Origin of the sequence: Paenibacillus sp. yr247 (assembly GCF_900103825.1) — a bacterium.
Lineage (GTDB): Bacteria > Bacillota > Bacilli > Paenibacillales > NBRC-103111 > Paenibacillus_E.
This window is the reverse complement of the sequence record NZ_FNIF01000001.1, coordinates 148,210-173,698: the sequence shown is the minus strand read 5'-3', so window position 1 is coordinate 173,698 and position 25,489 is coordinate 148,210. Positions and strand designations below refer to the sequence as shown.

The 25,489-nt window shown below is 43.4% G+C and carries 21 protein-coding genes; 3 read left to right on the top strand and 18 right to left on the bottom strand.

Annotated elements, in window-relative coordinates; translation table 11 throughout:
* Nucleotides 1–23 precede the first annotated feature (23 nt).
* From BLT91_RS00760 to BLT91_RS32510, 3 genes are read left to right on the top strand one after another with little or no spacing between them, the layout of a single operon-like run.
* The gene (locus BLT91_RS00760; RefSeq protein ID WP_090815589.1) at nucleotides 24–1,058 is read left to right on the top strand and encodes an ABC transporter substrate-binding protein; all 1,035 of its coding nucleotides are present in this window, start codon (nucleotides 24–26) and stop codon (nucleotides 1,056–1,058) included.
* Nucleotides 1,059–1,070: 12 nt separating this feature from the next.
* Nucleotides 1,071–1,595 carry an esterase/lipase family protein gene (locus tag BLT91_RS32515; protein ID WP_254776738.1) on the top strand — a complete coding sequence of 175 codons (525 nt, stop codon included), beginning with the start codon at nucleotides 1,071–1,073 and terminating at the stop codon, nucleotides 1,593–1,595.
* On the top strand, nucleotides 1,523–2,089 hold the full coding sequence (locus tag BLT91_RS32510; protein WP_368086769.1) for an alpha/beta hydrolase: 567 nt from the start codon (nucleotides 1,523–1,525) through the stop codon (nucleotides 2,087–2,089). The genes BLT91_RS32515 and BLT91_RS32510 overlap by 73 nt, the downstream gene beginning before the upstream one ends.
* Nucleotides 2,090–2,226: 137 nt before the next feature.
* Here the strand turns inward: BLT91_RS32510 and BLT91_RS33390 are convergent, their stop codons facing one another.
* The 18 genes from BLT91_RS33390 to BLT91_RS00670 form a co-directional block, all read right to left on the bottom strand.
* A complete protein-coding gene (locus BLT91_RS33390) occupies nucleotides 2,227–2,352 on the bottom strand; it encodes a hypothetical protein (protein WP_302847443.1) in 126 nt (41 codons plus the stop codon).
* A 60-nt stretch (nucleotides 2,353–2,412) separates the two neighbouring features.
* On the bottom strand, nucleotides 2,413–2,859 hold the full coding sequence (locus tag BLT91_RS00750) for an enolase C-terminal domain-like protein (protein WP_254776736.1): 447 nt from the start codon (nucleotides 2,857–2,859) through the stop codon (nucleotides 2,413–2,415).
* Nucleotides 2,860–3,069: 210 nt separating this feature from the next.
* Nucleotides 3,070–3,984, bottom strand: coding sequence for an SGNH/GDSL hydrolase family protein (locus BLT91_RS00745; protein ID WP_090815587.1), 915 nt, complete (start codon nucleotides 3,982–3,984; stop codon nucleotides 3,070–3,072).
* 68 nt (nucleotides 3,985–4,052) lie between these two features.
* Entirely contained in the window at nucleotides 4,053–4,823 is a 771-nt protein-coding gene (locus tag BLT91_RS00740; protein ID WP_090815585.1) for an SDR family NAD(P)-dependent oxidoreductase, read from the bottom strand.
* 4 nt (nucleotides 4,824–4,827) lie between these two features.
* Nucleotides 4,828–5,529, bottom strand: a complete 702-nt coding sequence (locus BLT91_RS00735) for a GntR family transcriptional regulator (protein WP_090815582.1) — start codon at nucleotides 5,527–5,529, stop codon at nucleotides 4,828–4,830.
* A 168-nt stretch (nucleotides 5,530–5,697) separates the two neighbouring features.
* On the bottom strand, nucleotides 5,698–10,185 hold the full coding sequence (locus BLT91_RS00730) for a X2-like carbohydrate binding domain-containing protein (RefSeq protein ID WP_254776784.1): 4,488 nt from the start codon (nucleotides 10,183–10,185) through the stop codon (nucleotides 5,698–5,700).
* A gap of 98 nt (nucleotides 10,186–10,283) precedes the next feature.
* Nucleotides 10,284–11,921 carry an extracellular solute-binding protein gene (locus BLT91_RS00725; protein WP_090817146.1) on the bottom strand — a complete coding sequence of 546 codons (1,638 nt, stop codon included), beginning with the start codon at nucleotides 11,919–11,921 and terminating at the stop codon, nucleotides 10,284–10,286.
* 155 nt (nucleotides 11,922–12,076) lie between these two features.
* On the bottom strand, nucleotides 12,077–12,973 hold the full coding sequence (locus BLT91_RS00720) for a carbohydrate ABC transporter permease (protein ID WP_090815578.1): 897 nt from the start codon (nucleotides 12,971–12,973) through the stop codon (nucleotides 12,077–12,079).
* Between the two features lie 19 nt (nucleotides 12,974–12,992).
* Nucleotides 12,993–13,940: an ABC transporter permease gene (locus BLT91_RS00715; protein ID WP_090817144.1), complete on the bottom strand. Its 948-nt coding sequence runs from the start codon at nucleotides 13,938–13,940 to the stop codon at nucleotides 12,993–12,995.
* A 232-nt stretch (nucleotides 13,941–14,172) separates the two neighbouring features.
* Nucleotides 14,173–16,479 (bottom strand): helix-turn-helix domain-containing protein, encoded by a 2,307-nt coding sequence (locus BLT91_RS00710; protein WP_090815576.1) that lies wholly within the window; start codon nucleotides 16,477–16,479, stop codon nucleotides 14,173–14,175.
* 126 nt (nucleotides 16,480–16,605) lie between these two features.
* Nucleotides 16,606–16,974 (bottom strand): hypothetical protein, encoded by a 369-nt coding sequence (locus tag BLT91_RS00705; RefSeq protein ID WP_090815574.1) that lies wholly within the window; start codon nucleotides 16,972–16,974, stop codon nucleotides 16,606–16,608.
* Between the two features lie 107 nt (nucleotides 16,975–17,081).
* Nucleotides 17,082–19,388 carry a glycoside hydrolase family 95 protein gene (locus tag BLT91_RS00700; protein ID WP_090815572.1) on the bottom strand — a complete coding sequence of 769 codons (2,307 nt, stop codon included), beginning with the start codon at nucleotides 19,386–19,388 and terminating at the stop codon, nucleotides 17,082–17,084.
* A 160-nt stretch (nucleotides 19,389–19,548) separates the two neighbouring features.
* Nucleotides 19,549–20,574 (bottom strand): LacI family DNA-binding transcriptional regulator, encoded by a 1,026-nt coding sequence (locus tag BLT91_RS00695; protein ID WP_090815569.1) that lies wholly within the window; start codon nucleotides 20,572–20,574, stop codon nucleotides 19,549–19,551.
* A 34-nt stretch (nucleotides 20,575–20,608) separates the two neighbouring features.
* Nucleotides 20,609–21,178 carry an HAD family hydrolase gene (locus BLT91_RS00690; RefSeq protein ID WP_254776735.1) on the bottom strand — a complete coding sequence of 190 codons (570 nt, stop codon included), beginning with the start codon at nucleotides 21,176–21,178 and terminating at the stop codon, nucleotides 20,609–20,611.
* A complete protein-coding gene (locus tag BLT91_RS00685; protein WP_090815567.1) occupies nucleotides 21,168–22,187 on the bottom strand; it encodes an ABC transporter ATP-binding protein in 1,020 nt (339 codons plus the stop codon). The genes BLT91_RS00690 and BLT91_RS00685 overlap by 11 nt, the downstream gene beginning before the upstream one ends.
* Before the next feature lie 2 nt (nucleotides 22,188–22,189).
* Nucleotides 22,190–23,158, bottom strand: coding sequence for an ABC transporter ATP-binding protein (locus BLT91_RS00680; protein ID WP_302847442.1), 969 nt, complete (start codon nucleotides 23,156–23,158; stop codon nucleotides 22,190–22,192).
* Between the two features lie 104 nt (nucleotides 23,159–23,262).
* Entirely contained in the window at nucleotides 23,263–24,408 is a 1,146-nt protein-coding gene (locus BLT91_RS00675; RefSeq protein ID WP_090815563.1) for an ABC transporter permease, read from the bottom strand.
* 2 nt (nucleotides 24,409–24,410) lie between these two features.
* Complete coding sequence (locus tag BLT91_RS00670) at nucleotides 24,411–25,409, bottom strand: ABC transporter permease (protein ID WP_090815561.1); 999 nt, start codon at nucleotides 25,407–25,409, stop codon at nucleotides 24,411–24,413.
* Nucleotides 25,410–25,489: the final 80 nt, after the last annotated feature.

The following is a 25,489-nucleotide window of genomic DNA, read 5'->3' as shown; positions in this document are numbered from 1 at the left end:
CTCATTTGAAAAGGGGTATAAACATGAAAAGAAACAAAAAGATTCTAATCGGTATTTCCAGTATGGCCCTACTCGCGATGCTTGCAACAGGCTGCGGATCCTCTCAGCAAGCTTCGAGTAAGGCAACGATGCCTAAAGTTACGATTATGGTTGGCGGCCTGGAAAAAGTCATCTATTTGCCTTATAAATTGGCGGAAAATCTCGGTTATTTTAAGGATGAGGGTCTTACAGTAGAACTGGTTAATGAAGCAGCTGGGCAATCTGCGGAGGAATCATTAATTGCAGGAGAAATCCAAGGCGTTGGCGGATTCTACGACCATACCATTGATATGCAGTCCAAAGGCAAAGCGCTTGAATCCGTCGTGCAAATGGCAGGAATCCCAGGTGAAAGGCTCATGGTTTCCAATAAATTAAAGGATCAGATCAAAGGCTTGCCTGACCTGAAAGGCCACACGATCGGAGTTACGGGCCTCGGTTCTTCCACCAATTTCTTGGCGAATTACTTAGTTACGAAGGGCGGCAATACTAGCAAGGATTATACGCCAATCCCTGTCGGAGCAGGGCAAACGTTGATAGCTGCCATGCAGCAAGGGAACATTGATCTTGCGGTCACAACGGAACCAACCGTGTCTCTCTTAGTTTCTAAGAATATAGCTTCGGTGCTTGTGGATATGAACACCGTTGAAGGAACGAAGCAAGCTCTAGGCGGAAATTACCCGTCAACTTCTCTTTATATGATGAACTCTTATGTCAAGCAGCACCCCGATGTTACGCAGCATTTGGCAAATGCTTTTGTGAAGACGTTGAAGTGGATCAATACGCATAAGCCTGAGGAGATTGCTGATAAGCTTCCGAAGGAATACTATGCCGGCGATAAAGATATGTATCTGACTGCGCTTAAAGGTACATTGCCAATGTTCTCAGTCGATGGAAAAATGCCTGCCGATGCACCGCAAAAAGTACTGGAGGTATTGACCGCAATTAATCCAAAATTAAAGGATGCGGGCATTAAATTAGATCAAACGTATACGACTGAATTTGTTGATAAAGCTAAATAAATCATATTCATAATGAACAAAAAGCCTTCCTTTATCCCCCTTGGGATGATGGCAGGCTTTTTGTTCGTATCTAGACTCGAACCTATCGGGAAAATTGGGCATACATTGAAACATCTAGATACGAAAGGACAAATGAACATGACTTTTCAACATTCTAACTGGCCCTATTACTGGGGGCAAGCCTATCCATCCGACTTGCGTTGGTCCCCTAGTTATCCCCCCTATGCTCAACCCTGGCCGTTATCTTATCCAACTCAAGATGCGCTTTGGGACGAAGAACAACTTCGAGTAAAGCAACAGCCTCTTACGTTTGTTCTCATTCACGGTTCATGGGCCGACGCCAGCTACTGGAATGGCATCGCTGCGGAATTACGCAAACATGGGCATACCGTTTATGCACCTGAATATCCTGGACATGGCGCTGACCCGAACAAAGCGGTGACTCACGCTACAATACCCAAGGCATCTCCGATTTCATTACTTCGAAGAATTTACGTAAGGTCATACTCGTCGGACATAGTTTCGGCGGTTCGTTGATTCAGAAAGTCGCGGAACTTGTCTCTGATCGTATTAAGCGGCTCGTATTCCTTAATGCGTTTGTTTTGAAAGATGGGCAATCGGTCACCGATGAACTTCCTCCTCCGACACAACAAGCATTTCAACAGCTTAGAGAAAGTTCTAAAGATGATACGATCATGCTGCCATTTCCGCTCTTTCGCGAAACCTTCGTCAATCTGGCCAGTTTAAGTTTGGCTCAACAAATCTATAATCAAGTTACTCCAGAACCAGCAAAACCGCTATTCGAAAAGTTGGATCTTAAAAAATTTTATGGTCTCAATGTGCCGAAAAGCTATCTCTATTTGACAGAAGACAACGCGCTTCCGCAAGGCGAAGGATTTGGCTGGCATCCCCATATGTCTAGCCGACTGGGTTTGTTCCGACTCATCAAAGCGCATGGGGATCATATCTCCACAGCCAAAACGGATCCTAAGCGGCTGGCCCAAAAAATCTACGAAGCCAGCAGAGACTGACTCAAACCCAAAAAGCTAAGTTAGACCGTAATAAGGTCCAACTTAGCTTTTTCATTTCTCGAACCCGATCCAACCGTAGATAATAAAGTCCTTGGAGGATGTCCTATTATTCAACATTACCATTTTATGACCGGTTATTAACCGGTCTGATGAGGGGTGTTAGCGATCCCATAGAAAAACAAATGTACCATCTCCTCGATCAATGCGTCCATATTCCCTTGCCGCTCGGCATAATCCAGCATTGTGTCCGCTTGGTTCGTCAACGCGTGGAAAAAGCCGCTCTTAAGCAGTGAGGTTCTGCTTAAGAGCGGCTTATGTCCCCTCTACTTTACCCGGTACTTGTCAAAATATTGCGGAATGACCTCCGTGGATGCTCCCGGCATTTGTGGAAGGACATAGTACCCATTATTAACGGTAGCTGGCTCAACGAAAATATCACGAATCCACGGAATGTACTCCAGCATAAGCGCATTCTGCGTTGATGCAACGAGATGTTGATGGATTTGTCCCATATCACCAACGTGCGGGACGATAGGCAAATCATATGCTGCAGCAAGACCTGAAACCTGAAGCCATTCCGTGATGCCTCCTACTCGAGTGCAGTCTACTTGAACATATTCAACGGCTCCGGCGTGTATATAATCACGGAATGCATACTTATTGTAGACATGCTCGCCAAGCGCGATGGGCACGTTTAAAGCATCCGCGAGTTTTTTATGTCCAAGGATATCATCTGGGTTCAAAGATTCTTCCGTCGTATCCGTGATCAACTTATCTCCGTTAGCGCAAGTCCCCGTATATTCATAGCCTGTAATACCTTCATCTGTGAAAATTCATACACCGGGCAGTCCCCAATGAGTTGGTGAATTAATGGCATCAGTAATAGGTGGATTCAACGGAACATGCAGAATAAAACTCTCAACTTTTGTTATTTTCATCTCATTTTCTCCTTTAATATCATATATCATGTATGAATTTAATTATAACTTCGCAGCGATCATCCGAATTTGCTTTGTGATCTCTTCGCCTTTTCTCAAGGCTAATTCCAGTGGCAAAGCTTCCGCTTTATTAGGATTGGTATGACCTACATGTTCTTTCCATGCCGAGCTTAACAACATTTGCCGCTGCAAAATCAACTGAAATAACTGCGATTTATCTGGTTGTTCTACGAAATCTGGTATCTGCTCCGAGGTAACATGAAATAAACGACTTAATAACGTTTTAGCTATGATCCAATGGCCCCCTGAATTGGGATGGATACCGTCACCAGAACGATAGCCAGGGTTCATCTTACGTTCTTGTTCGCTATTTTGAAGAAGCGGTTCGTATATATTCACGACTTCATCCGCAGTTTGATCCAAAGTTAGTATCCAATTAGCAAAGCTTCTAAGCACATTATTATAGAGAGCATATGGAGCCATGTAACTGTAAGCTTCCTGACCATAAGGCATAAGAACCTCTGCGTTCATTGATTCGGGATCAAATGGCGAGGGCGTCATAACGATGGCTTTTGCCCCGCTTTGACGTATGATACTAATGGCTTCAAGAATACCTTCTTGATAAGCTTGAAACCTTTCTATGGAAAATGGAGAATAGATGCCATCATTCATTCCATACCCCAAAACAACCCAATTCGGTTTGCTTTCTTGCAGTGCCCTTTCTAATCGTTGATGGATACATGGACGCGGAAATGGATGATCGGGCTCAGTTAATCCAGAGGCAGTTTCACTGCTTACGCCAAGGTTAATGAATGTAAGATTACTCTCGGGCGTATGCTGTTGCAAACAAGTATCCAAAAAAGCGATAAACGTCCCTTCATCTGTGATACTGTCCCCAAGAAAAACGATTCTTTTTTCGTCAGTCACCTGTGATTCCATTCCTACGTTTTGGGTCATCACAACTCTCCTTTACATCCTATATCGTGTATGATAATTGTCGCGGAAATGACTACAATACCTCTTTTTCAGTATCCTAAAGACGCACCACCATCCACCGTCAAAGCAATCCCCGTGATAAAATTCGACTGGCTGCTAGCCAAATACAGAACCGCATTCGCAATTTCTTCCGTTGTTGCACATCTTCCTAACGGATGCATGCTATTCAATGCGTTGACAGTTTCTTTTTGATCCGGTTGTTGACCAATCCATTTTTCTAATAAAGGAGTCATAACACCTGCTGGACAGATGCAATTCACACGAACGCCGTCCCTTGCGTAATCAAGTGCCAACGCTTTGGTCAGCGCTACAATTGCTCCTTTTGTTGCTGAATAAACCGGATTTTGCCGCTGTCCCAGCAAACCGTTTAATGAAGCCATATTTACGATACTGCCACGACTCTTTTTGATTTCAGGAATACAATGTTTGATCATTAAGTAGACACTTTTCAAGTTTATATCGAGTGTACGCGTCCATTCTGCTTCTGTGATATCTTCCAATTCTTTCGCTAAAATAACAGCTGCATTGTTGAATAAAATATCAATAGATCCATACGTAGATAGGGCCTGCTGCACTAAAAACTTTACTTGCTGTTCCGATGAAACGTCTGCATGCACAGCAAGTGCGCTCTTGTCCCCCGGAAGCATCAAATTAATTTCGTTAGCGACACGATTTGCCTCCGCTTCATTCCAGTCTGCTATGATCACTTTCGCACCCTGGCTAACCAATAATTTGGCTGCAGCTTCGCCAATTCCTGAACCTGCGCCAGTAATAATAGCTACTTTCCCCTCTAATTGCATCGCGTTATTCCTCCAAAACGAATGTTTCGTTACTACCTGCTTTCATAAACTGAGCATTCGTCCTTTTGCGGGAATTTTTAATATGCTTGAACATGGCATCGGATGCGCCTTTGGGGTCTCGCTGCTTTAATTTCTGTAAGATAGCATTATGTTCCGCCCATTCCTCATTCGTGGTATTAATATCTAAATTTAATTGGATGTAAGTCAAATATCTTTGAATCTGTTCAATATACCCCCTAACTAAATTCTGTAAATTGGTATTATCGCAATAGGTCAGAATAGTGCCATGTAAAGACATGTTCATTTCCTTAATTGTCCCCAAACCGTTAGTCGAGTTCGGTGATTGCTGAGTTTGAAGGGAATTCATAGTTTCTTGCAGCCGTTCCAGTGTTTCATCAGGTATAAGAAGCGCGGCCTTCTCAACAGCAAGCGGTTCAAGCTGCATTCTAATTTCAAATAATTCGTCCAGCTCTTTGACACTCATCATATTCACAAACATGCCTTTAAAAGGAATGACATTCAAATACCCTTCCGATTGCAATCTGGAGAGGGCCTCACGAATCGGAATGTTGCTTACTTCTAAATCGCGCGCTAATTGATCAATGTTAATTTTTTCACCGGATTTCAATTTATGAGTTAAAATGTCTTCCTTGACAATCCGATAAATTTCTTCGGTTAAATTAACACGACTAATTTTACTGCCCATGTGATACCCTCACTCTTTTTACACTTAATATATCATGTATGATTGTGGGTTATCAAATAATAAATATCGAGCCCTCCCTTGACAACAAGAAGAGCTCGATATCTCAGATACCTATGGCTTAACTCTTAGAGAATCTGTTCACCGCAAGGGTTAGATATTTACTTGGACTTAGTGATGTAGGTTTTCATGCTCTTTCTGCTGATTATCCTGCTCACCATCCTCGTGATCATCCTGATCATCATCCCCATGATCATCCTGATTCTCCGATTTCTTACTTGTTTTAAATGTAACTTCAGCTCCATAGCTCGTTCCCACTGAGTTGGTCGCGTACGTTCTGGCGTAATACGTCGTATTAGGTTTCAATTTATTTACTTTTCCACTAAACACGCCTAATCCAGAGCCAATGGTAACTTTGGTTGATCCGGAACCAGTTATTGTAGGAGTTGGTGCTGTTGCATACACAATTCCTCTCGAAGTGACCTGAGCTCCTCCATCCGCGGTTACATTCCCGGCAATTATTGCACTTGAATTCTTGACTTTAGAAACCCCAGTCGTTGTTACGGCAGCAGTTGTCGGTACCTGCGCAACCGTAAAGCTTAATTTATCCAGCAGCATATAGCTGCCTGATTTTTTTACGACTTTGATCGTATGCAAGCTATTGGAAAGACCGGAAATACTGTACACCGTTTGTTGGACTAACCGCGAAGCATTATACGTGTTAACGGTTTGTTTGAAAACATTATCCACGTAAACGTCGATTTCACCCTGTGAAACATCTTTTTCCGTAATAACCGCAATTCCGGTTCCTTTAAAGGTGTATTTGAAATAATCGTTGTTCGTTTCTGTAAAATGCACGTCATTCTGATAATCCCCACTGAAGACGAACGTCAGATTCGTAGTTCCCACCGGCTGCGCTGCAAGGTATGCCTTCTTGATCGTTAACGTATTGCCTACTAATGTGTAATCGGTGCCTGGCACTAGGGTAGTTCGGCCATTGTCGATTCGATCAAGTACATACTCGCCTAGTGACAACGTAGTACTCACATCCGCCTGTGCAGCTATCTTTTTGTCAAAACTGCCTGTATCAGGACTCATCAGATCGCCTACAAGTATCGTTAATTTATCCAGCAGCATATAGGATCCCGATTTCTTCACCACTTTGAGCGTATGAGAACCACTCGGCAACCCTGAAATGCTGTACACCGTTTGCTGTGCTAATCGACTGGAATGATAAGTGCTCACGGTTTCCTTGAATACATCATCAACATAAATATCGATATCGCCCTGCGAAGTATCCTTCTCAGTGATCAACTCTATGCCCGTTCCCTTGAAGACATATTCAAAATAATCATTGTTCGTCTCGGTGTAATGAACATCGTTCAGATAATCCCCAAATACTCGATTATTGCTATATCCCCATGAACCGGAATAATGAATGGCAGCATTAGTATCATTGATACTAGCCGTTGCTCCATGGGATGCTGAAGCCGTTTGTACGGTCATTTCCGGTGCTACCGACGGAGTCAACTGTATCGACATAATTGATGGTACCACTTGAGCCGATTGTGCCGACACCTGTCTGTACACACTTCCCGTAACTGTGCCGCCCGCAGCTGATGGAGTCACGCTCAATTTATCCAACAGCATATAAGACCCTGATTTCTTCACTGCCTTGATGGTATGAGGACCGTTTAGCAGTCCCGAAATACTATAAACGCTTTGTTGGACTAACCGGCCATTGTTAAATGTACCCACCGTTTGCTGAAACACGTTATCTACATAAATATCGATATCGCCCTGCGAATTATCTTTCTCCGTAATCAATTCGATGCCCGTTCCCGTGAAAGCATACTCAAAGTAATCGTTGTTGGCCTCGGAGTAATGAACATCATCGTTATAATCTCCGAGTCCCCGATTGTTGCTATATCCCCAAGAGCCTGTGTAAACAATACCAGGATCGTTATCGTTAACAGAAATCGGCGTAATCGTAACCGAGCTGTCGCTTACTTTAATTGGAAGTGTCTGGGTGGCTCCCCCACTGAAGGAGAAAGTCAGATCCGTCCAACCAATGGGTTGAGCCGCAAGGTATTCCTTTCTGATCGTTACGACGTTACCCGATACCGTGTAGTCGGTCCCCGCAACCAATGTGGTTCCTCCGTTAGCCATGCCGCTGAAGGTATAGCTGCCAGGAGTCAGTGTAATCGTTACATCTGCCTGTGCCGTTAACTTTTTGTCAAAGCTTCCCGTAACAGGATTAATCAGATCACCGATGAGTACTCGCAATTTATCAAGGAGCATATAAGAACCTGATTTTTTCACAACCTTAAGCGTATGAGGACCGTTGGGTAATCCTGCAATCCCATAGACGGGTTGTTGGGCTAAACGACTCGAATGATAAGTGCTAATTGTTTGTTTAAATACCCCATCCACGTAAATATCTACATCGCCCTGTGATGAATCCATTTCTGTCACGTATTCAATACCCGTTCCGGTAAAGGCATATTCAAAATATTCGTTATTTCTCTCGGTGAATTGTACATCATTCAAGTAATCGCCAAGCCCTCGATTCGTACTTCGCTGCCAAGCGGCCGAGTACGTAATCCCAGAGTCGTCGTTATTAATGGCAATTGAACCGCCCTGAGAGGTGTTGCTTACAACAATGGCGAGCGTCTGTGGATTTCCGGCGCTGAAGGAAATAAGCAAGTTCGTTGTCCCCAGCGGTTGTAGAGCTAGGTACTCCTTCTTGATCGTTAATGTATTGCCTGATACGGTATAGTCGGTGCCTAACACAAGCGGTGTTCCGCCATTCGTTATTACGCTAAACTGATTACCGTCTAGTAGCATCGTAGTCGTAACATCCGCTTGCAGCGATATCTTCTTGTCAAAATTTCGAGTCGCTGGAAGGATCGTGCTGTTCTTAGGCGAAGTGTCGCTTACTGCAATGTCCAGAATCGGTCTAGCTCCGGCGCTGAAAGTGAAAGTAAGCTGCGTAGTTCCGACCGATTGAGCAGCAAGGTAACCTTTCTTAATCGTGACCGAGTTGCCTGAAACCGTATAGTCGGTGCCTAGCACCAAGTCTACACCGTCATTCGAAATACCACTTAGTGTGTTTCCATTCAAAGTCATCGAAGTCGTTACATCGGTCTGGGCGATTAAATTTTTATCAAAATTGCCGGTTGACGGGCTGATCATACTATTTTGTGCCAATGAGTCGATCACGGTTATGGCAAGATTCTGAGTAGCACCCAGTCCCCTGTTGCTGTTTCGCTGCCAATCGCCCGTGTAGGAAATTCCCGTATCATCATCATTGATGGAGGAAACGCCTCCTTGCGATGTAACCTTTAACAAACGAGAAGCATGAGGAGCCAAATCCCCTGAGCTGAAGCTCGAGTTATACACGCCAAGTTCGCTATGACTCCACAAATCACGTACAGAGGCAGCGCCGCTTAAACCGATATCGCTCCAATTGACGGTGACCGCTGCATTCGTGCTTCCCAGGTTAAACAGTCCAACTATATAGGTTCCATCACCGTTGTTCGCATACCAGACCTGCTGCTCGGATGCGAGAGATACGGGATGTGCCGGCTTACCAGCCTGATTGACGGCGATTGCCTCATCGTTCGTCAACAGCTTAATGCCGAACTCGTCCAGGTTGGTTAAGTCATTGCCTGTATATAGCTGAGCCGATGAGATAGCCCATAAAGTCATCGCTGTCTGCCGCTCATCCGGTGTAATGCCATCCATGGAACCATTACCGATATTCAAGGAATCGAAATTGTTCCATCCGCCCGGACCTGCGTGGCGCCACCACTCTCCAGCTCGCGGAAATAGCCTCGCGATATTAGCCCAATTGGTTAATCCCGCTTTTCCGCAATAACATTCGATATCCCAGTCGACACGCCATCCATTCGCATACTTTTTCCAAGTGTCAACGTAGTTAATATCCAGTGCCCATGATAGCTCGAACCAAATATGGTGCGGGGCGAGTGCCTGGGACCAGGCTTTGACATCACCGCGAGCATCAATGGACGTGTCATTATGTCCGGAGCCCGGGGTTACGCTATCGAACTTCACGAAATCTACACCCCAGGAGGCAATCTGATCGGCAATGGAGTTGATATAGCTTTGAGCACATGGCTTAGAGAAGTCAATTTTATAACCTATATTCCAATAATCCGCCGTAGTTAATGGAAGTACCACGATATCCTGTGCATGACAGGAGGTACCATAAATCGGCAAGTTGGCGTCATACGCTGTCGGCGACATCCCCGGTATGAAATAGAGACCAAACTTTTGCCCATTGTTATGTACATGATTGATGACTTCACTAAGACCATTCGGATACAAGGTAGTGCTTGGTTGTGGACGTCCATATTCATCCATACTCCCATTCCAGGCTGCATCTACGTTAATATAGTTGTAGCCATGGGGCTGCAGAATCGCATGCATAGCGTCAGATTGCGCCATAATCTGTGCAGCTGAAATCCAATTGCCGCTGTTATACACTTGCATGCTGTAGCTGCTCCAGCCCATGTATGGTTTTTGCGCTAAACCATTATCGGCTGCTTGTACAAGTTGCCCTTTCGGAATAAAGACAGCAAACAAAGTGATAAAGAAAATAAAAACCAGCAGCCACAATCTAGTTTTCTTAATCATATATCCCACATCATAGATCCCCTTTAGCGTTAAAATTCGTAAAAAAAGCCAGGTGTTTTATTTCTAGAACAAACACCTGGCCACTTCTTTATCGATCGTTATTTTTTTATTGCTGCCGTATCGTAAGCCTTTTGCAGAATTTCAAGGTATCTGCCCACTTTCAAGTTTTCAAGACCCTTCACATAAGCATCCCAATCCTTCGTCAAGTCCTTATTTCCTGTAATAAATTGAAGCGAACTTTGATCAATATAGTTCTTAATGTTTGTTTGTAGAATGCTTGCTTCGTCTGTGAGTGCTGGATCAATCCAAATTGCCCACATCGGGAATAGTTCCTTCGGCTCATGACCTTGATACAAGAGCGTCGCATCGTATAGTCTGCGTTCGTAGTTGGCGGAGTCGTAAACATCCGTCCCTTGTACGAAACTATCTCTGTACTCCTTCGGCTGGTAGAAGTGCCCCATACCGCTCCATCCGGCATTACGAGGAGGCTGCCCATCTACAGTTGGAATCGTTGCAATTTGAGGGGTAACTCCCTTGCCTAGAGCCACTTCGCCATCTTTCGGTTTTCTCCAATCAATGCCTTCCATACCCGATGCTGCATTCGTTTGACCTTCCGTCGTATACATATAATCAACCATTTTAATTAACGCGATTTGTGCTTCTTTGCTGGCCTTATTCGTAAGAACGAATTTCGCACCCGGAGTTAAGCCGCCTCCATCATGCGTTGCGAATGAACCATGCGGTCCTGTGAGCGGAGGTACGGGATTATAATCAGCTGAATTTTTGTTTCCTTTATCAATGTTAACGAAGATGGCTGGATGCATGCCCGCGCCTGCACCTAGAATTTGTCCGCCAGCGTTCTCGCCAATTTTCTTAAAAGCTTCGGCATTTTGCGTAAAAGCACCTGGATCGATCAAGCCCTCGTCGTACAAGGATTTAATATAAGCAAGTCCTTCTTTCCATTCCGGCTTATTGGCCGCAGTATCCACTTTACCGTTAACTAAGTTCAAGTAATTACGGTCGTCATTATAGATGAAGCCGTTCATCAGGAACGGAATGACACGCACTCCGAAATCCTCAATCGATCCGCTAAGCGGAACTTCGTCTGCTTTACCATTGCCGTTCGGATCGCTCTTCTTGAAAGCTTGAAGCACCTTCTTGAAATCTTCGGTCGTTTTCGGCATTTCGAGGTTTAATTTCTTCAACCAGCTTGTATTGATCCACATTTTGTTCGGGTAAGAACAGTGGAAACATTGCGTATAGGAGCCAAGTCCGTATATTTTTCCATCTGGCGCAGTGATGAAGCTTTTGAGTGTTGGATCCTTCTCCATCGCCTTTTTAATATTGGGTGCATACTGGTCGATCAAATCGTTCAATGGAAGCAGAACGCCTTGCTTACCGAACTTGAGAAGATCAGCTTGTGAGAATTGGTCGATATAGGCCGTTAATATATACGCCTCAGGATAATCGCCGCTCGCCAAGGAGATTTGACGCTTTTCTTTGGCCCCATCATAAGGAATGATTTCGAACTTAAACTTAGCGTTAAATTTGCTTTCCAAATGTTTAGTGAACAGGTTCGTCTTCAAATCCATGTCGTTCGCTTGTTGAGCAAAGACGCTTATTTCAACGGGTTTAGCCGCTTGTGCTGCAGTTGGCGATGCTGTCTCTGTAGAAGGTTTCGTTGATGCGGAAGTCTCGTCTTTACTCGAACATGCGGCAAGAACTATACTGAACATCAAGATGAAAACCAATGTACTGACCGATCTTCTTTTCAATTGTATCCGCTCCCTTTTTTGAATTGACTAGCTTGCTTATCGTTTAATCCTTAGCGCTTTGTTTTAGTCAATCACCCCTTTCAATTCTTCAATCGGACATGTTATCCCTCTTTCCACTACCCTTTTACAGAACCTACCAACATCCCCTGAACAAAGTAACGCTGCACAAACGGGTAGATGACGAGTACTGGAAGCGTTGCCACGACTATCAGTGAATATTTCAAAAGCTCTGCCAATTGCTGTCTTTCTACCTGTTTCAAGGCATCTGTGGCATTTGAGCTATTGTTAAGAATGATAATGCTGCGCAAAATGAGCTGAAGCGGAAAAAGATTGGCGGTTTTGAGATAAATAAGGGCATCGAAGTAAGCGTTCCATTGACCCACAGCGTACATTAAGAACAGAACAGCTATGATCGGTTTCGATAACGGAACCACGACACTCCACATGAATCTGAGATCGCTGCATCCATCTATTTCACTCGAATCAATTAATTCATCCGGAATCGAGGATTGGAAGAACGTTCTCGCAATGATCACTTGCCATACCCATATCGCGTTAGGAATCAATAAGGCCCATCTGGTATCGATTAGCCCCATCTGCTTCACAACCAAGTAAGTAGGAATCAATCCACCGCTAAATAACAACGTGAATGTAATTAACATCATAAGCATATTTCTTCCGAACAAAGTTTTACGTGATAATGGATAAGCAATCATGATCGTAAGCGCTACACTGATGATCGTTCCGGCAGCCGTATAAAAAAGTGAATTGGCGTAGCCTGTAACAATTTTCGGATTTTCGATGAGAGTTGCATATCCCTTGACGGAAAAGTCTACCGGCCAAAGCCATACTCGGCCTGAAGTTACCGCCGATGGACTGCTGAACGAGCTGCTAAAAATATAAATCAGCGGATATAAAACGATAACCAATAGGAGGCTCAGTATCACATAGATACAAATCAAAAATAGTTTATCGCCAACCGATTCTCTGATCGTTGTTTTCATCGTATTCATCGTTCGGTTCCTCCATTATTTACCAGATGCTCGTATTCGATAATCGCTTAGCTACCATATTTACACCAACAAGCAGAATTAAATTGATTACAGAATTAAACAATCCAACCGCAGTAGCAAAACTATAGTTAGCATTCAATAGCCCAATCTGATACACATAGGTGGCAATCACTTCAGAATTAATCTTGTTCAGCGGATTTTGCAGCAGGTAGATCTTTTCGAAGCCAAGCGACATGACACTGCCTACATTCAAAATGAAAACGATCGTGATGGTTGGCAAGATGCCTGGCAGGTCAATATGACGTATTTTCTGAAAGCGAGAAGCGCCGTCTACTTTGGCTGCCTCATAAAGTGAAGGGTCGACTCCTGCTAACGCAGCCAAAAAGATAACTGCCGAATAGCCCGCCGTCTGCCAAATATCCGACCAAACATAGATCGAGCGAAACATGCCGGGTTCACCGAGAAAATTGATAGATCCCAGTCCGAAATAATTCATCGCGACATTAACGAAGCCAAGCCGTGGAGCTAGAAAAAGCATGATGATAGATACCATAACAACGGTGGATATAAAATAAGGAGCAAAAGATACCAATTGAACAAACCGCTTAAACTTCCCATTGCGTATTTCATTGAGTGCTAGCGCTAACAAAATTGGAATTGGGAAACCGACGATTAACAAATAACCGCTGATGAGCAGGGTATTTTTAATTAACGTCCAGAAAATCGGATTATCAAAAAACAACCTGAAATGTTTGAATCCCACCCATGGGCTTCCCCATATCCCTTTGGTGACGTTGTAATCCTTAAAAGCAAGGACAGCATTCAACATCGGATAGTATTTAAAAATAAGGAAAAATAAGGCCGGCGGAATCACGATAAGATAAAGTTGCCAATGTTTTCTAAAGCTCTTTGCCGCTGCTAAGAGGAGGCCTCTACGCTCTCTAGGCGCCGCTCGGCTGTGTTCCATTACAATTCCTTTTTCCAAAATGCTCACCCCTAAGTTCCTAGTGAAGTATGACAGCGCTTTCTATATGGCTGATTATAGGGGGCTATTATGGTTGCCGTATAGGTACAATTGCGTCGTTTTACAAACAAATAACCCGAATTCAGCGGGCATTTTTCCTATTCGAACGTCCATTTATCCTTGCTGCAGCTATATTAGGCAAAAAAAATCCTAACCGCCTAAGCGATTAGGATTTTCATACCTCTGCGGACTGTCTGAACGAGCTTGGCGATACGCCCATGACTCGCTTAAACGCTCTTCGGAAGGAATGTGAACTATTATAACCGACATGCGAAGCAATTTCGTCGACGTTATACTGGTTTTTCTTCAACAAGATTGCTGCGTGGTCCATTCTAACTTTTTCCAAGTGGTCGGATAAATTCGTCCCCGTTACCTCTTTAAATAGCTGCGAGATGTATTTTTCTGGACGCTCTACAATCTCAGCAATCCGATATAAGTTTAGATCGGGATCTGAATACTTTTCAGCAATATATTCATTAATTTGCTTCACTGTTTTAATGTGTGCATCGTTCTTTTTGCTTGTAATGAGACCGCACATAGCTAAGATAATCTCATTGATTTCACGCGAAATTAGCTCAATGGCTTCAGTGGCCCCTATGCTAATTATCCGATTTTTGATTTTCTCGAACATAGTGGACTCCATGAGAGCCTTCTGGTCGAGTAATTTAAGCAGCGTTCCTTTCACTTCTCCAATGAACTGATGCTTCATTTCCACAGATAGCTCGCGATTTTCCGTATTTTGCTCGATCATCGACTTTACGATCCGCTCGGCTTCAGCCACATCACCTGCTCTAATCGTACTAATTAATCGCAGCTCCACATCGATTGGATAATAATACGTATTGCTCTCTATCCTTGTATCACTGTACCAAACGATTCCTTTTCTATTCATATATACGGCGTATTCCAAGGCCTGCCTAGCTTGCTCATAAGAACGGCTGATCTCCATGACTGAGGAAAACGGATCACTTAGTGCTGCTGTAATGGTTATTCGATATTCGGTAAAGGCCAGGTTGGCGAGATTAGCCACGAGTTGTTCGATATCTTCCTTGCCAACCTCTTCACCTTCATCCCTTTCTCCTGAAGTAAATATGGTTACCATGCGATCTGAACCCAAATCAGTCATATGAATATGCAAGTGGCTGCCTGCATCAATTAAAATCTGTTTCAAAATGAGTCTGGCCGCATTCAGCTCGTTGAGAATTTCAACGCTTTCCATTCTGGAGTATCCATTAATTTGCAAAATACCCGTATATCCGGCATTCAAATTTAACCCTGTGTCAGCCTGCGCGGCAACAGAGATCAATTCATCCTTTGATTGAAACTCTCCCGAAATTAACCTTTTATAAAAAGCATCGCGAATTAAAGGAAGCTGCCGATTGAGTTCAGACTCAAGGCGCTTGTTGTTGGTAATGATATTGGATATATTTCCCTGCAAAAAATCATATTCGTTTCGCTCTGTCGTTGCTTCCTTACCAAACTGCTCTTTCATCACATTAAGCAGCCTATTAATCGGGACTGTATTTCGATAAGACAGCATATACCCGACGAAAAGTCCAATAAGCAGAGCAACTCCGGTTACAGACCAAGTAATGTACTTGATTTTATTCGCATTCTCCATTAAAACGTGCTTTGGAATACCCGTGCTGTATACCCACCCCGTTAATTTGGAACGAATTGTGATCACCAGATCATCTTTATAAAATTGACTGACCTTGTCTTTACCAAAGCGTGTATCAGCGGATAGTTGCTCTATCTCCTGTTGACTGATACCTTGCAAACTAATGGTATGTCCTTGCGCATCGCTAATATGTGTCCAACCGCCGCTTTGATCTCTTAAACCAGACAGTACACTGTTGATAGTTTGTTCATCAATAATTGTGACAACCGTAGCCGGTGAAGAATCACTGAAGCTGTCTAATGGGAGTGATTGCATAAAGGTGATGACTGAGGTTTGCGTTCCGTTATTCACAAACGGGCTTAGCGGCATGATTTCGCTTCTATGCGTTTTCTCTAATATCGTTCTTTTCCATTCGTCCAAGGAAAGATTGCTGTAATGTGAAATCTGATAATAATGCTCAGGGCGAAAATAAGCATTGCCTGGCGTCACAACGACGTTAAAATTAGTCAAATAAATATAGAATTGCTTCAAAAAATCATTCGTTTGGCTGTAGGCCTTTATATCTCTCGCTATTTTCCAGATCCCATACACATTTGCTTTATCATCTACCAATTTTTCGTTCAAAAGTACACTCAGGTCTTGGTTTAAAGCCAATTGTCTCGTAAAGCTTTCAACTTCGGCCATTCTGCGTTCCAGAATCTCTTGGCTCTTTTGAAGCTGCGTCACATTATTCTCAATGGAAATCGATTGCGTGACATTGATCGAAGTACGGTATGACATATAGCCCGCTATGCTGGGGATGATCAAAATAACGATATAAGAGATCAGAAACCTTCGAAATAATCTGGAATACTTGGGCACTGGCAATTCTCCCTTCCATTTTGGAGGTTTCGGAATGCGTTCTTTAACAAGTTAGCACGATTCTTTAACAAAAAAAACCCCTTACTGGGTCTTTTCTGATTTTCATAAATGACATTATGCTTAAGCTCATAGAAAGCGAATATGTTCACCTTTCATTGTATTCACCGTGATGATGTCCCCTGACAGCATTTCTTCCCCTCTATTGTGTATACATTTGGCACCCTTTTCCCAAGGATTGTGGATCTGAAGCCGGGAGCCTGCCATTGATAACGGCGGGCAAGGCAAAATTTTCAAAACAAATGCCCATCGCTCCCATGAAGTCGAATGCGGTTGTGTCCGAATATCGTCCTCCGGATTGCAGAACTTTTTCCGTGCACGTTCCATTCGGAAGAATGCCCCTTCAAAAAAGGTAGCCGCCGGACGATCGTAAATAATCGCATGTTTGCGCGCTTGCTCTAGTGAATTCAACAGTTCTACCCCCGGATTGCTGTCCATGCAAACTGCACCTCATCTAATATGACAGCGCTTACTACACGACTGATTATATAGATACCGGACATTATCGCATAGGTACAATTGGGTCGTTTACCATACAGATTTCCTTATTCCTTATGAGTTACGTTCAGCTGCTTGTCGATTCTATAGATATAACCCGAAGCCAGAACAAGAGGAACGGTTTGATCACGGTAGCGCAAAAATGTTTGCCCCGCAGAGAATGCCTGGACAATGGCCTCCTTCAACTCACCGTTCTCCCAAACAATATTCACTTCTATATTCCCTCTGGCCCGTATACCTGAAACCTTACCTGTAGGCCATTTCTTTGGAAGAGCAGGAAGCAAATTGATTTCTCCGGCATGACTTTGCAGCAGCATCTCCGCTATAGCTGCCGTCCCCCCGAAATTCCCGTCCACGACAAATATTTTCTTCTCCGCTCCGGCTATCCCTGGCTTGGAATAGGTTAATAAGTTATCAAAGGACAATTGACCGATCAAATGGGTTAAATGCTTGTAGGCTTGTTCACCGTCCTCTAACCTGGCGAAGCTCGCAGCAAATGAGGCAACCGTGAACTCAACATCCTCCAATTCTTCGCGAGACATACGATTCTCTAGTGTGATTCTTGCAGCGGCGCTCAGCTCCGGTGTTCCTCTTACGGTGATTTGGTTACCTGGATATAAGCTAACCAAATGGGATAAATGGCGGTGATCAGGTTGGGCTTCCTCATAATCTTCCAGCCATTCCTGCAATTGCCCCCGCTTACCTACAAGAAGAGGCGGCAGCTTACCAATGGCCTGCTTCAGCCTTTGTTGCCACTCCATATCGACTTGCAGGAGCTCGGCAGCGTCTAAGCAAAAGACGAATAAGTCCCGCACCAATACTTGATCGATTGTTGAGCCCATCGACAATTGGTAAACGTCGTCTTCGATATAGAAGCTATTTTCGGGTGAGTCGGAGGGTCCTGTTACAAGCCAGCCTAATTTCGGATGAACAGTCATGTAGTCCAGAAAAAAAGCTGCGGCTTCTTTCATCACTGGATAAGCTCGCTGCGCTAAGAACTCTCGATTTAAGCTGAATTCATAGTGCTCTCGCAGTTGGCTAGCAATCCATAAGCCGCCTGTAACATTTAGTCCCCACGAAGTTTCCCATCCCGGAGACGTAAACCCCCAAGCATTAGAAAATACGTGTGCGACCCAGCCTTCGCATCCATAGAATTCGTGCGCAGCCGTTTTACCGGCGACTGAGAGACTCTCAATGTAGGCCATCAAAGGAAGATGGCATTCCGCTAAATTGCTCACTTCCGTTGGAAAGTAATTCATTTGTGTATTAATATCCAGATGATAATCGCAGCTCCATTGCATACGGTTGGCTTCGCCATCATTCCATATGCCCTGTAAATTCAAAGGCAGCGGGGAGTCTGCCCGCGATCCGGATATCATCAAATATCGCCCATATTGATAAAATAAAGCAAATAATTGCGGATCATCATCTTGGCCGTTCTGGAGATTCCTTATTCTTTCGTCGATTGGAAGGCGGGCAGCGTCTGAATGCCCTAACTCAAGATTCACTCTAGCAAACAAGCGGCGATAATCAGCAATGTGATTTTCTTTGAGCCGTACGTACCCATGCGCGATTGCTCGTGCTAATTGGCGCTCTGATTCATGAAGCCAGTCCTCATCCCTTTTCCCATAATCGGTATTAGCAGCAAAGTAGATGTATGCTTCATCTGCATTTTTTACGATGATTTGGTCTTCTTCTACGATGACTGATCCACCCTGAGCAACCACTTTGATCATGCCTTGGCAGAACACTCCGCAATTGCCGTCACTATGAATTGTTTCCGTCGCTTGTCCATGAAAGACAATCGTATCGGCATCCATTTTCGAAACCGAAAAATCGTTCGTCTGCCCTTCGACTGCGAGAGTAAATGAAATCCTTCCGGCTTGTTCACTGCATAAGCGCGACACCACAATGCCATCTGGATGCGAAGCAAAAACGTCACGCGTAAAGATGCTGCCGTTGGATTGGTATGAAATATGTAAGATGCCGTTATCGAGATTTAGTTCACGTTGAAAGGCTTCACCTTGATGATCAACATTCAAATATATATGGCACATTGGCAAATTAGTGCCGAAGTTTTGCTTCGGAGGCTGCAGGAATCTTTGAGCTAACTCTTCGCCTTTCTTATAGTCACCAGCAAAGAACTGCTGCCTCATTAACGCAAGATCGGCTTTACCCTTTGAATCACTCTTGATCACTTCGGGTTGTCCTGACCAATAAGTGACTTCTGTTATACTCCAGGTTTCCTTTTCGATTCCCCCAAAGATGACAGCTCCCAATCTCCCATTTCCGATGGGTAACCCTTGCGACCAGTCCGATGCAGTGCTTGAATACCATAGCTTCAAATCATTCATGCATGAATGCCCCCTTTATTTCAAGCTCACACAATGTATCGTGTATGATTTTATCTTATCATTCACGATATATTGTGTAAAGAAAACAAGTTTACAATGAAAACATGCCTAACCTGTTCAACCGCAGCTGAACGGATTAGGCTTAAACATTCCAGATATATTAAATCGTCGAACATGAATTTCTTTCTATAATTTTGCTTTCAATAATTACATTTCCCGGGAAATCACCTTGCAACACGCCTAATTGGTTCATCAATAGTTTGACGGATTGAGCTCCTAATTCCGAAGGCTGCAAATCCATGCTGGTCAACGAGGGGTTCGATTGAACCATCATGGAGAGATCTCCACATATGACGAATATAGATACATCTTCAGGCACCCTGAGATTAAGATCCTTGATCGCATTTAGAACACAGAATGCCGTACGGTCGTCATCCGCAATAATCGCTGTTACGTTTTTCATTTGTTTCCCGAGGATATTTATCGTTTCCTCATAGCCATAGTCCATGTATTCGCTTGAACTTAGGTCAGGTTTATGGTGAATCATGTGTTCTTCTACTACAAGATGATGATCTTCCATCGCCTTTATGAAGCCCGCTTTTCTATCAATTGACACCGTCATCAACTCGTTCGCATTTAAAAACATCAGGTTTTGATGACCCTTGTCTATCAAATATTTGCAAATTCTGTAAATAATCGTGTGATTATCATTATCCACGTTATAAGCATTAGTAACATTTGAATTCATGACTCTACCGACCGTAACAAAGGGGATTTGCTCAGAATGCATAAGGTTGATACGCTCATCATCTTTCGTTGGGCTCATAACTACAGCACCATCAATCGGATAACTCGACAAGAACGGAGTTTGTACTTTTTGCAAAGGAATCATATCAAGTAAGACCCTGTATCCATAATAGGATGCTTCCAAAATAATCCCATTGATGAATTGCGTATGAAATGCGCTAAAAAAGAAGCTGCCATGCGGGATTGTCAACCCAATCGCCATGGTTCTCTTAGTGACCAAGCTTCGCGCAATATGATTAGGCACATAATTTAATTGCCTGGAGACACTCATTACTCTCTCTTTTACTTCGTTGCTTGTGGGTCTTTTTTGGCTAAAAACATTGGACACTGTCCCTTTGGAGACATTCGCTAATTTCGCAACATCATCTATTTTAGCCATATCTTGATAAACACCCCTTCAGGAAACCACCCATTTATGCTAATTTTTCATTGAGCTGCTCGACTAAATCGATTAGCTCCAACGGATGGCTGATTGTATATTTGGGTATTTCACTTTCGTCTGCGTGTAGTTTAGGATATCTTGGCGTCCAGCTTAAGAATATGCTCGTTATCCCCATTTGATTAGCCCCTTTAACATCCCTGCTCAAATTATTGCCAACCATGACAATCCGGGAGCAGTCCTGCTCACTGAGTTCCAACGCTCCAATCGCTGCTTTAAACATACGCGGACTTGGTTTAGAAGCTTTAATCGTCTCTGAATAAATCATCGTGGTAAAATAATCATACAATCCATTTTGCGTTAAAATATTTTTGAACGATTGCGCCCTACCGTCGGCTACAAGGGCCAGTATATATCCACGTTCGGCAAGCGTCTTCACCATAATATCGGCCCCTGGGATCACTTTGGCTTGAATGACAACATCGTGGTCATCTCTAATTTCAGTTCCTTCATCAATGATGGTATCCCCGCAGTCCAGAAAAACAATAAGCTTCTTAGCATTCATATCAATCGTTGTCGTATCATTCGTTGTATTATGACTCATGGGTTACACCTCTTAAGTTTAATTTGTTTGCATAGTGGCATGCAGCAAAATGATATTCGTCTATAGCCTGCAGCTCCGGTTCTTGCTGAATACACTTGTCGGTTTTATACATACACCTGGGATGAAAGTGACATCCACTTGGAGGGTTAGCCGGATTCGGAACCTCTCCTTCGAGGATAATTCGATCCTTCTTATTATTGGGATCCGGCTCAGGTACAGCCGACAAAAGTGCCTCGGTATAAGGATGCTTGGGATGGTCAAATAGTGAATCCACCAGTGCCAACTCTACAATTTTCCCCAAGTGCATGACAGCGACCCTGTCGGAAATGTTTTGAACGATGGACAAATCATGAGAGATGAAAATGTAGGTAATCTGTAGCTGCTCTTGCAAATCCTTTAACAGGTTAATAATTTGGGCTTTAATGGAGACGTCTAACGCCGATACAGCTTCATCGCATACGATGAGTCTAGGCTCTGAAATAAGGGACCTTGCAATGGCAATACGTTGTCTTTGTCCTCCGGAAAAGGCGTGGGGATATCGTTTGAGGTAACTGACATTTAATCCAGTCTTCTCCGCGATTAAGGTAACTTTGTCATCTAATTCCGATTTCGTCAGCTTAAAGTTAGCGAGCAGCGGCTCGGAAATAATGTCGTATACGCTCATTCTTGGACTCAGTGATGAAAAGGGATCCTGAAAGATCATTTGAATATCTTTTCTATATTTCTTGAATTCTTTTCCCCGCAGCCCCAAAAAATCAACTTGCTCCTCGCCTTCAGGATGATAAATGACTTGCCCTGATGTGGCGTCCATCCCTCTCACAATACAACGGCCTAACGTCGTTTTACCACAGCCCGATTCGCCGACAATGCTTAGGGTTTCCCCCTCGAAAAGCTCAAATGAAACATTGTTCAACACTCGGATGGATGAAGGCTTACTAAACAGCTTATTCTTGGATTTCACTTGAAAATCCTTATTTAGATGATTTACTTTCAATATAGGTTTAGACATACTTATTCTCCTTCACCCTCATCCTTGTAAAGAAAACATCTAACCATATGGTTATCGGATATGCGCGTTTTCGGTACGGCTTGTGTATTGCATACACCATCCATCCTATCTTTACAACGATCGTAGAAACCGCACATTGGAGGCATATTGGTAGCCATTGGTACTGTTCCTTCGATGGATTCTAAACGTGTATGTCTATTTTCGGATAGTTTTGGCATAGATTTGAGTAAACCTTTGGTATATGGGTGTTTGGGATTGTTGAAAATTTCTTTCACTGTCGATTGCTCGACGATTTTCCCTAGATACATGACGGCTACTTCATCGCACATTTCTGCTATTATCCCAAGATCGTGAGTCACCAGCAGAATGGCCATTCCAAATTCCTGTTGAAGTCCTTTCATAAGCTCCAACACTTGTGCTTGAATTGTTACATCAAGTGCTGTAGTGGGCTCATCGGCAATTAACAATTCGGGGTTGCAGGATAAGGCCATCGAGATCATCGCTCGCTGACGCATTCCCCCCGAGAATTCATGCGGATATTGGTCAAAACGTTTCTCTTGATCGGAGATTCCCACTTTACTGAGCATTTCTAGCGCAATTTTTTTGGCTTCTTTTTTATTTTTGGTGCGGTGGATTAAAATGGATTCCATGATCTGGTTCCCGATGGTGTACATCGGTGAAAAAGCCGTCATCGGTTCTTGAAATATCATGGCAATTTTTCTGCCTCGAATGGAACGAATCTGTTTACTGCGTGAATTTAAAGATAATAAATCCAATTGGTTTAAGGCTTTCTCAGAGTCGGAGTGATACACGATCTTCCCCGTGGTTTCACACTCTTTTGGATTAATGCTGATAATTGCTCTGCTGGTCAGACTTTTCCCGCAGCCTGACTCGCCAACAAGTCCCAGTGTTTTTCCCTTTTTTATTTCAAAATCAACACCATCCACGGCCTTCATTTCTCCATTATCCATTTGAATTCGAATCTTAAGATCTTGGACGGACAGAAGGGGTTGCTCGGATTGTGAAACGGAAGCTTGAGATGTCATTATATCCCCTCGCTTTACTCTAATATGGATTATTTCTTGTATGGATCCGCTGCATCACGTAATCCGTCGCCAAGAAAGTTAAAGGTTAAAACGGTAACGATGACAAAGCCTAAAGGGATTAGCTTCCATGGATACAAAGCGACATTCTCGATTTGCTGAGCTTCTTGAAGCAGAACTCCCCAGCTGGTGGCAGGAGAACGAATCCCGAGCCCAAGAAAACTCATTGCTGTCTCACCAAGAATCATACCGGGTATGGCCAGTGTCGTTGCCACAACCAAATAGCTGATAAACCCGGGCAAAAGATGCTTAATAATGATTTTCGCATCGCTAACGCCGGCTATTTTGGCTGCCAGAACATATTCTTCATTTTTTAAAGATATAAACTTCCCTCTTGCAACCCTAGCTAATTCCGTCCAACCGATAAACGCGAAAATGATGACGATATACAGATACATGGTTACAACGGGAACTCGAGCTGGTATTGCAGCTGACAATGCCATCCATAAAGGGAGCGTCGGAAATGAACGAATGATTTCAATAAACCGCTGTATAACCGAATCAATCCATCCTCCGAAATACCCTGATACCCCCCCGATAAACAAACCTAAGACAAAGCTTATCGTTACGCCAATGAGAGGGATGCTTAATGAAATTTGACTTCCTAGGACAACACGAGATAATAAATCTCTGCCCATCCCGTCTGTACCGAACATAAATATGCGTCCAGGCTCATCCACGCCAAATAGATGGATATTCGTTGAAAACAAGCCTAGAAACGTATAGCTTTCACCCTTCACAAAAAAGCGGACCGGATGGCGAACTTTCTCGTCCTGCACAAACATTTTCCGCAGTGTTACTGGGTCTCTTCCTGACTTGAGCTCATTCACAAACGGTCTAAAGTGAAAATTGCCTTCTGCATCCTTGAAGCTCACTTTAACCGGAGGCGCATTCACATATTTACTGTCATAGCTTTGCAAGCCGTAAGGCGCGATAAATTGGGCAAAAATGGCGCCAATATAAAAAAAGGCGAGAATCACTAGGCTGATGCGGGCTAATTTATGCTTTTTTAACCTGCGATACATAAGTCGCCATTGTGAGCTATAATATACATCGCTATTCTTTGTTTGTTTAATTGTGTTTAGTCGTTGTCTTCCTAATATTGGAATAGTTTTCATGGTCACATACCTCTGAACTCTGTACGAATTTTTGGATCGAGCCATGCCAATAAAATATCCGAAATCAATGTTCCGATAACCGTCAAGACAGCCATAAACAATAACCAGGTTCCCGCCAAATACATATCCTGAGCTAATAATGCGTTATACATAACTGGGCCTTGAATGGGTAAATTCAGTACGATTGCCGTAATCGTCGAACCTGTGAAAATCGATGTTAGGGACCATCCAATAGTGCTCACGATCGGATTCATCGCAGCTCGCGTCGGATATTTGAGCAGTATTTTCGTTTCTGATAAGCCTTTTGATCTTGCTGTCACCACATTCGGCTTATTCAATTCGTCCAGCATTTGACCTCTCATCACTCGAATCAGCTCTGCTGTGTTCGCCAAACCAATAACAATAACAGGGATGATCATGTGCTTCAGCAAATCAAAAACCTTATCTATCGACCATCCGGCATTTGCGAATTCACTCGAAAATAGACCTAGCAAGGGATCGCCAAAATACACATAAGACAGATACATTAAGATAATAGCCATCAAAAAGTGAGGAGTAGCCATACCCAGAAACCCGATGGCTGAAAAAATATAATCACCTATCGAATATTGCTTTACAGCGCAGTAAATACCGATCGGGATCGCCACGCAATACGTAAAAGCCATTGTCACCAGAGAGACGATAATCGTTAACCCCATGTATTGCGAAATTACGGTCATAACAGGCTTGTTATAGCTAAAAGAATACCCGAAGTTAAAATGAAAAATAATATTTTTCATCCATTCCAAATATTGTATAAACCAAGGTTGATCCAACTTTAAGCTAGCTCTCATTACATCCATATCATTTTGTGTCATTACATCGCCTGCCGCAGACATCTTCGCCGCATAAGTCGATACATAGTCACCGGGCGGAAGCTGAATGATGTAGAAGACGATCATTGAAATAAAAAAAACGACAGGTATTACCAAAATGATTCTTCTTACAATATATTGGAGCATCTCAATCCTATCCTCTCCGGTTAATTCGATGATGCCACCTGAAAATAATAATGGGGGAAGTTGGACTCCCCCATTATTTA

Bases quoted from the DNA above. Each gene is read 5' to 3' on its own strand.
- BLT91_RS00760 (WP_090815589.1), top strand. From the start codon at position 24: ATGAAAAGAAACAAAAAGATTCTAATCGGTATTTCCAGTATGGCCCTA.
- BLT91_RS32515 (WP_254776738.1), top strand. From the start codon at position 1,071: ATGAACAAAAAGCCTTCCTTTATCCCCCTTGGGATGATGGCAGGCTTT.
- BLT91_RS00745 (WP_090815587.1), bottom strand. From the start codon at position 3,984: ATGACCCAAAACGTAGGAATGGAATCACAGGTGACTGACGAAAAAAGA.
- BLT91_RS00740 (WP_090815585.1), bottom strand. From the start codon at position 4,823: ATGCAATTAGAGGGGAAAGTAGCTATTATTACTGGCGCAGGTTCAGGA.
- BLT91_RS00735 (WP_090815582.1), bottom strand. From the start codon at position 5,529: ATGGGCAGTAAAATTAGTCGTGTTAATTTAACCGAAGAAATTTATCGG.
- BLT91_RS00730 (WP_254776784.1), bottom strand. From the start codon at position 10,185: ATGATTAAGAAAACTAGATTGTGGCTGCTGGTTTTTATTTTCTTTATC.
- BLT91_RS00725 (WP_090817146.1), bottom strand. From the start codon at position 11,921: ATGTTCAGTATAGTTCTTGCCGCATGTTCGAGTAAAGACGAGACTTCC.
- BLT91_RS00720 (WP_090815578.1), bottom strand. From the start codon at position 12,973: ATGAATACGATGAAAACAACGATCAGAGAATCGGTTGGCGATAAACTA.
- BLT91_RS00715 (WP_090817144.1), bottom strand. From the start codon at position 13,940: ATGGAACACAGCCGAGCGGCGCCTAGAGAGCGTAGAGGCCTCCTCTTA.
- BLT91_RS00705 (WP_090815574.1), bottom strand. From the start codon at position 16,974: ATGGACAGCAATCCGGGGGTAGAACTGTTGAATTCACTAGAGCAAGCG.
- BLT91_RS00700 (WP_090815572.1), bottom strand. From the start codon at position 19,388: ATGAATGATTTGAAGCTATGGTATTCAAGCACTGCATCGGACTGGTCG.
- BLT91_RS00695 (WP_090815569.1), bottom strand. From the start codon at position 20,574: ATGGCTAAAATAGATGATGTTGCGAAATTAGCGAATGTCTCCAAAGGG.
- BLT91_RS00690 (WP_254776735.1), bottom strand. From the start codon at position 21,178: ATGAGTCATAATACAACGAATGATACGACAACGATTGATATGAATGCT.
- BLT91_RS00685 (WP_090815567.1), bottom strand. From the start codon at position 22,187: ATGTCTAAACCTATATTGAAAGTAAATCATCTAAATAAGGATTTTCAA.
- BLT91_RS00680 (WP_302847442.1), bottom strand. From the start codon at position 23,158: ATGGATAATGGAGAAATGAAGGCCGTGGATGGTGTTGATTTTGAAATA.
- BLT91_RS00675 (WP_090815563.1), bottom strand. From the start codon at position 24,408: ATGAAAACTATTCCAATATTAGGAAGACAACGACTAAACACAATTAAA.
- BLT91_RS00670 (WP_090815561.1), bottom strand. From the start codon at position 25,409: ATGCTCCAATATATTGTAAGAAGAATCATTTTGGTAATACCTGTCGTT.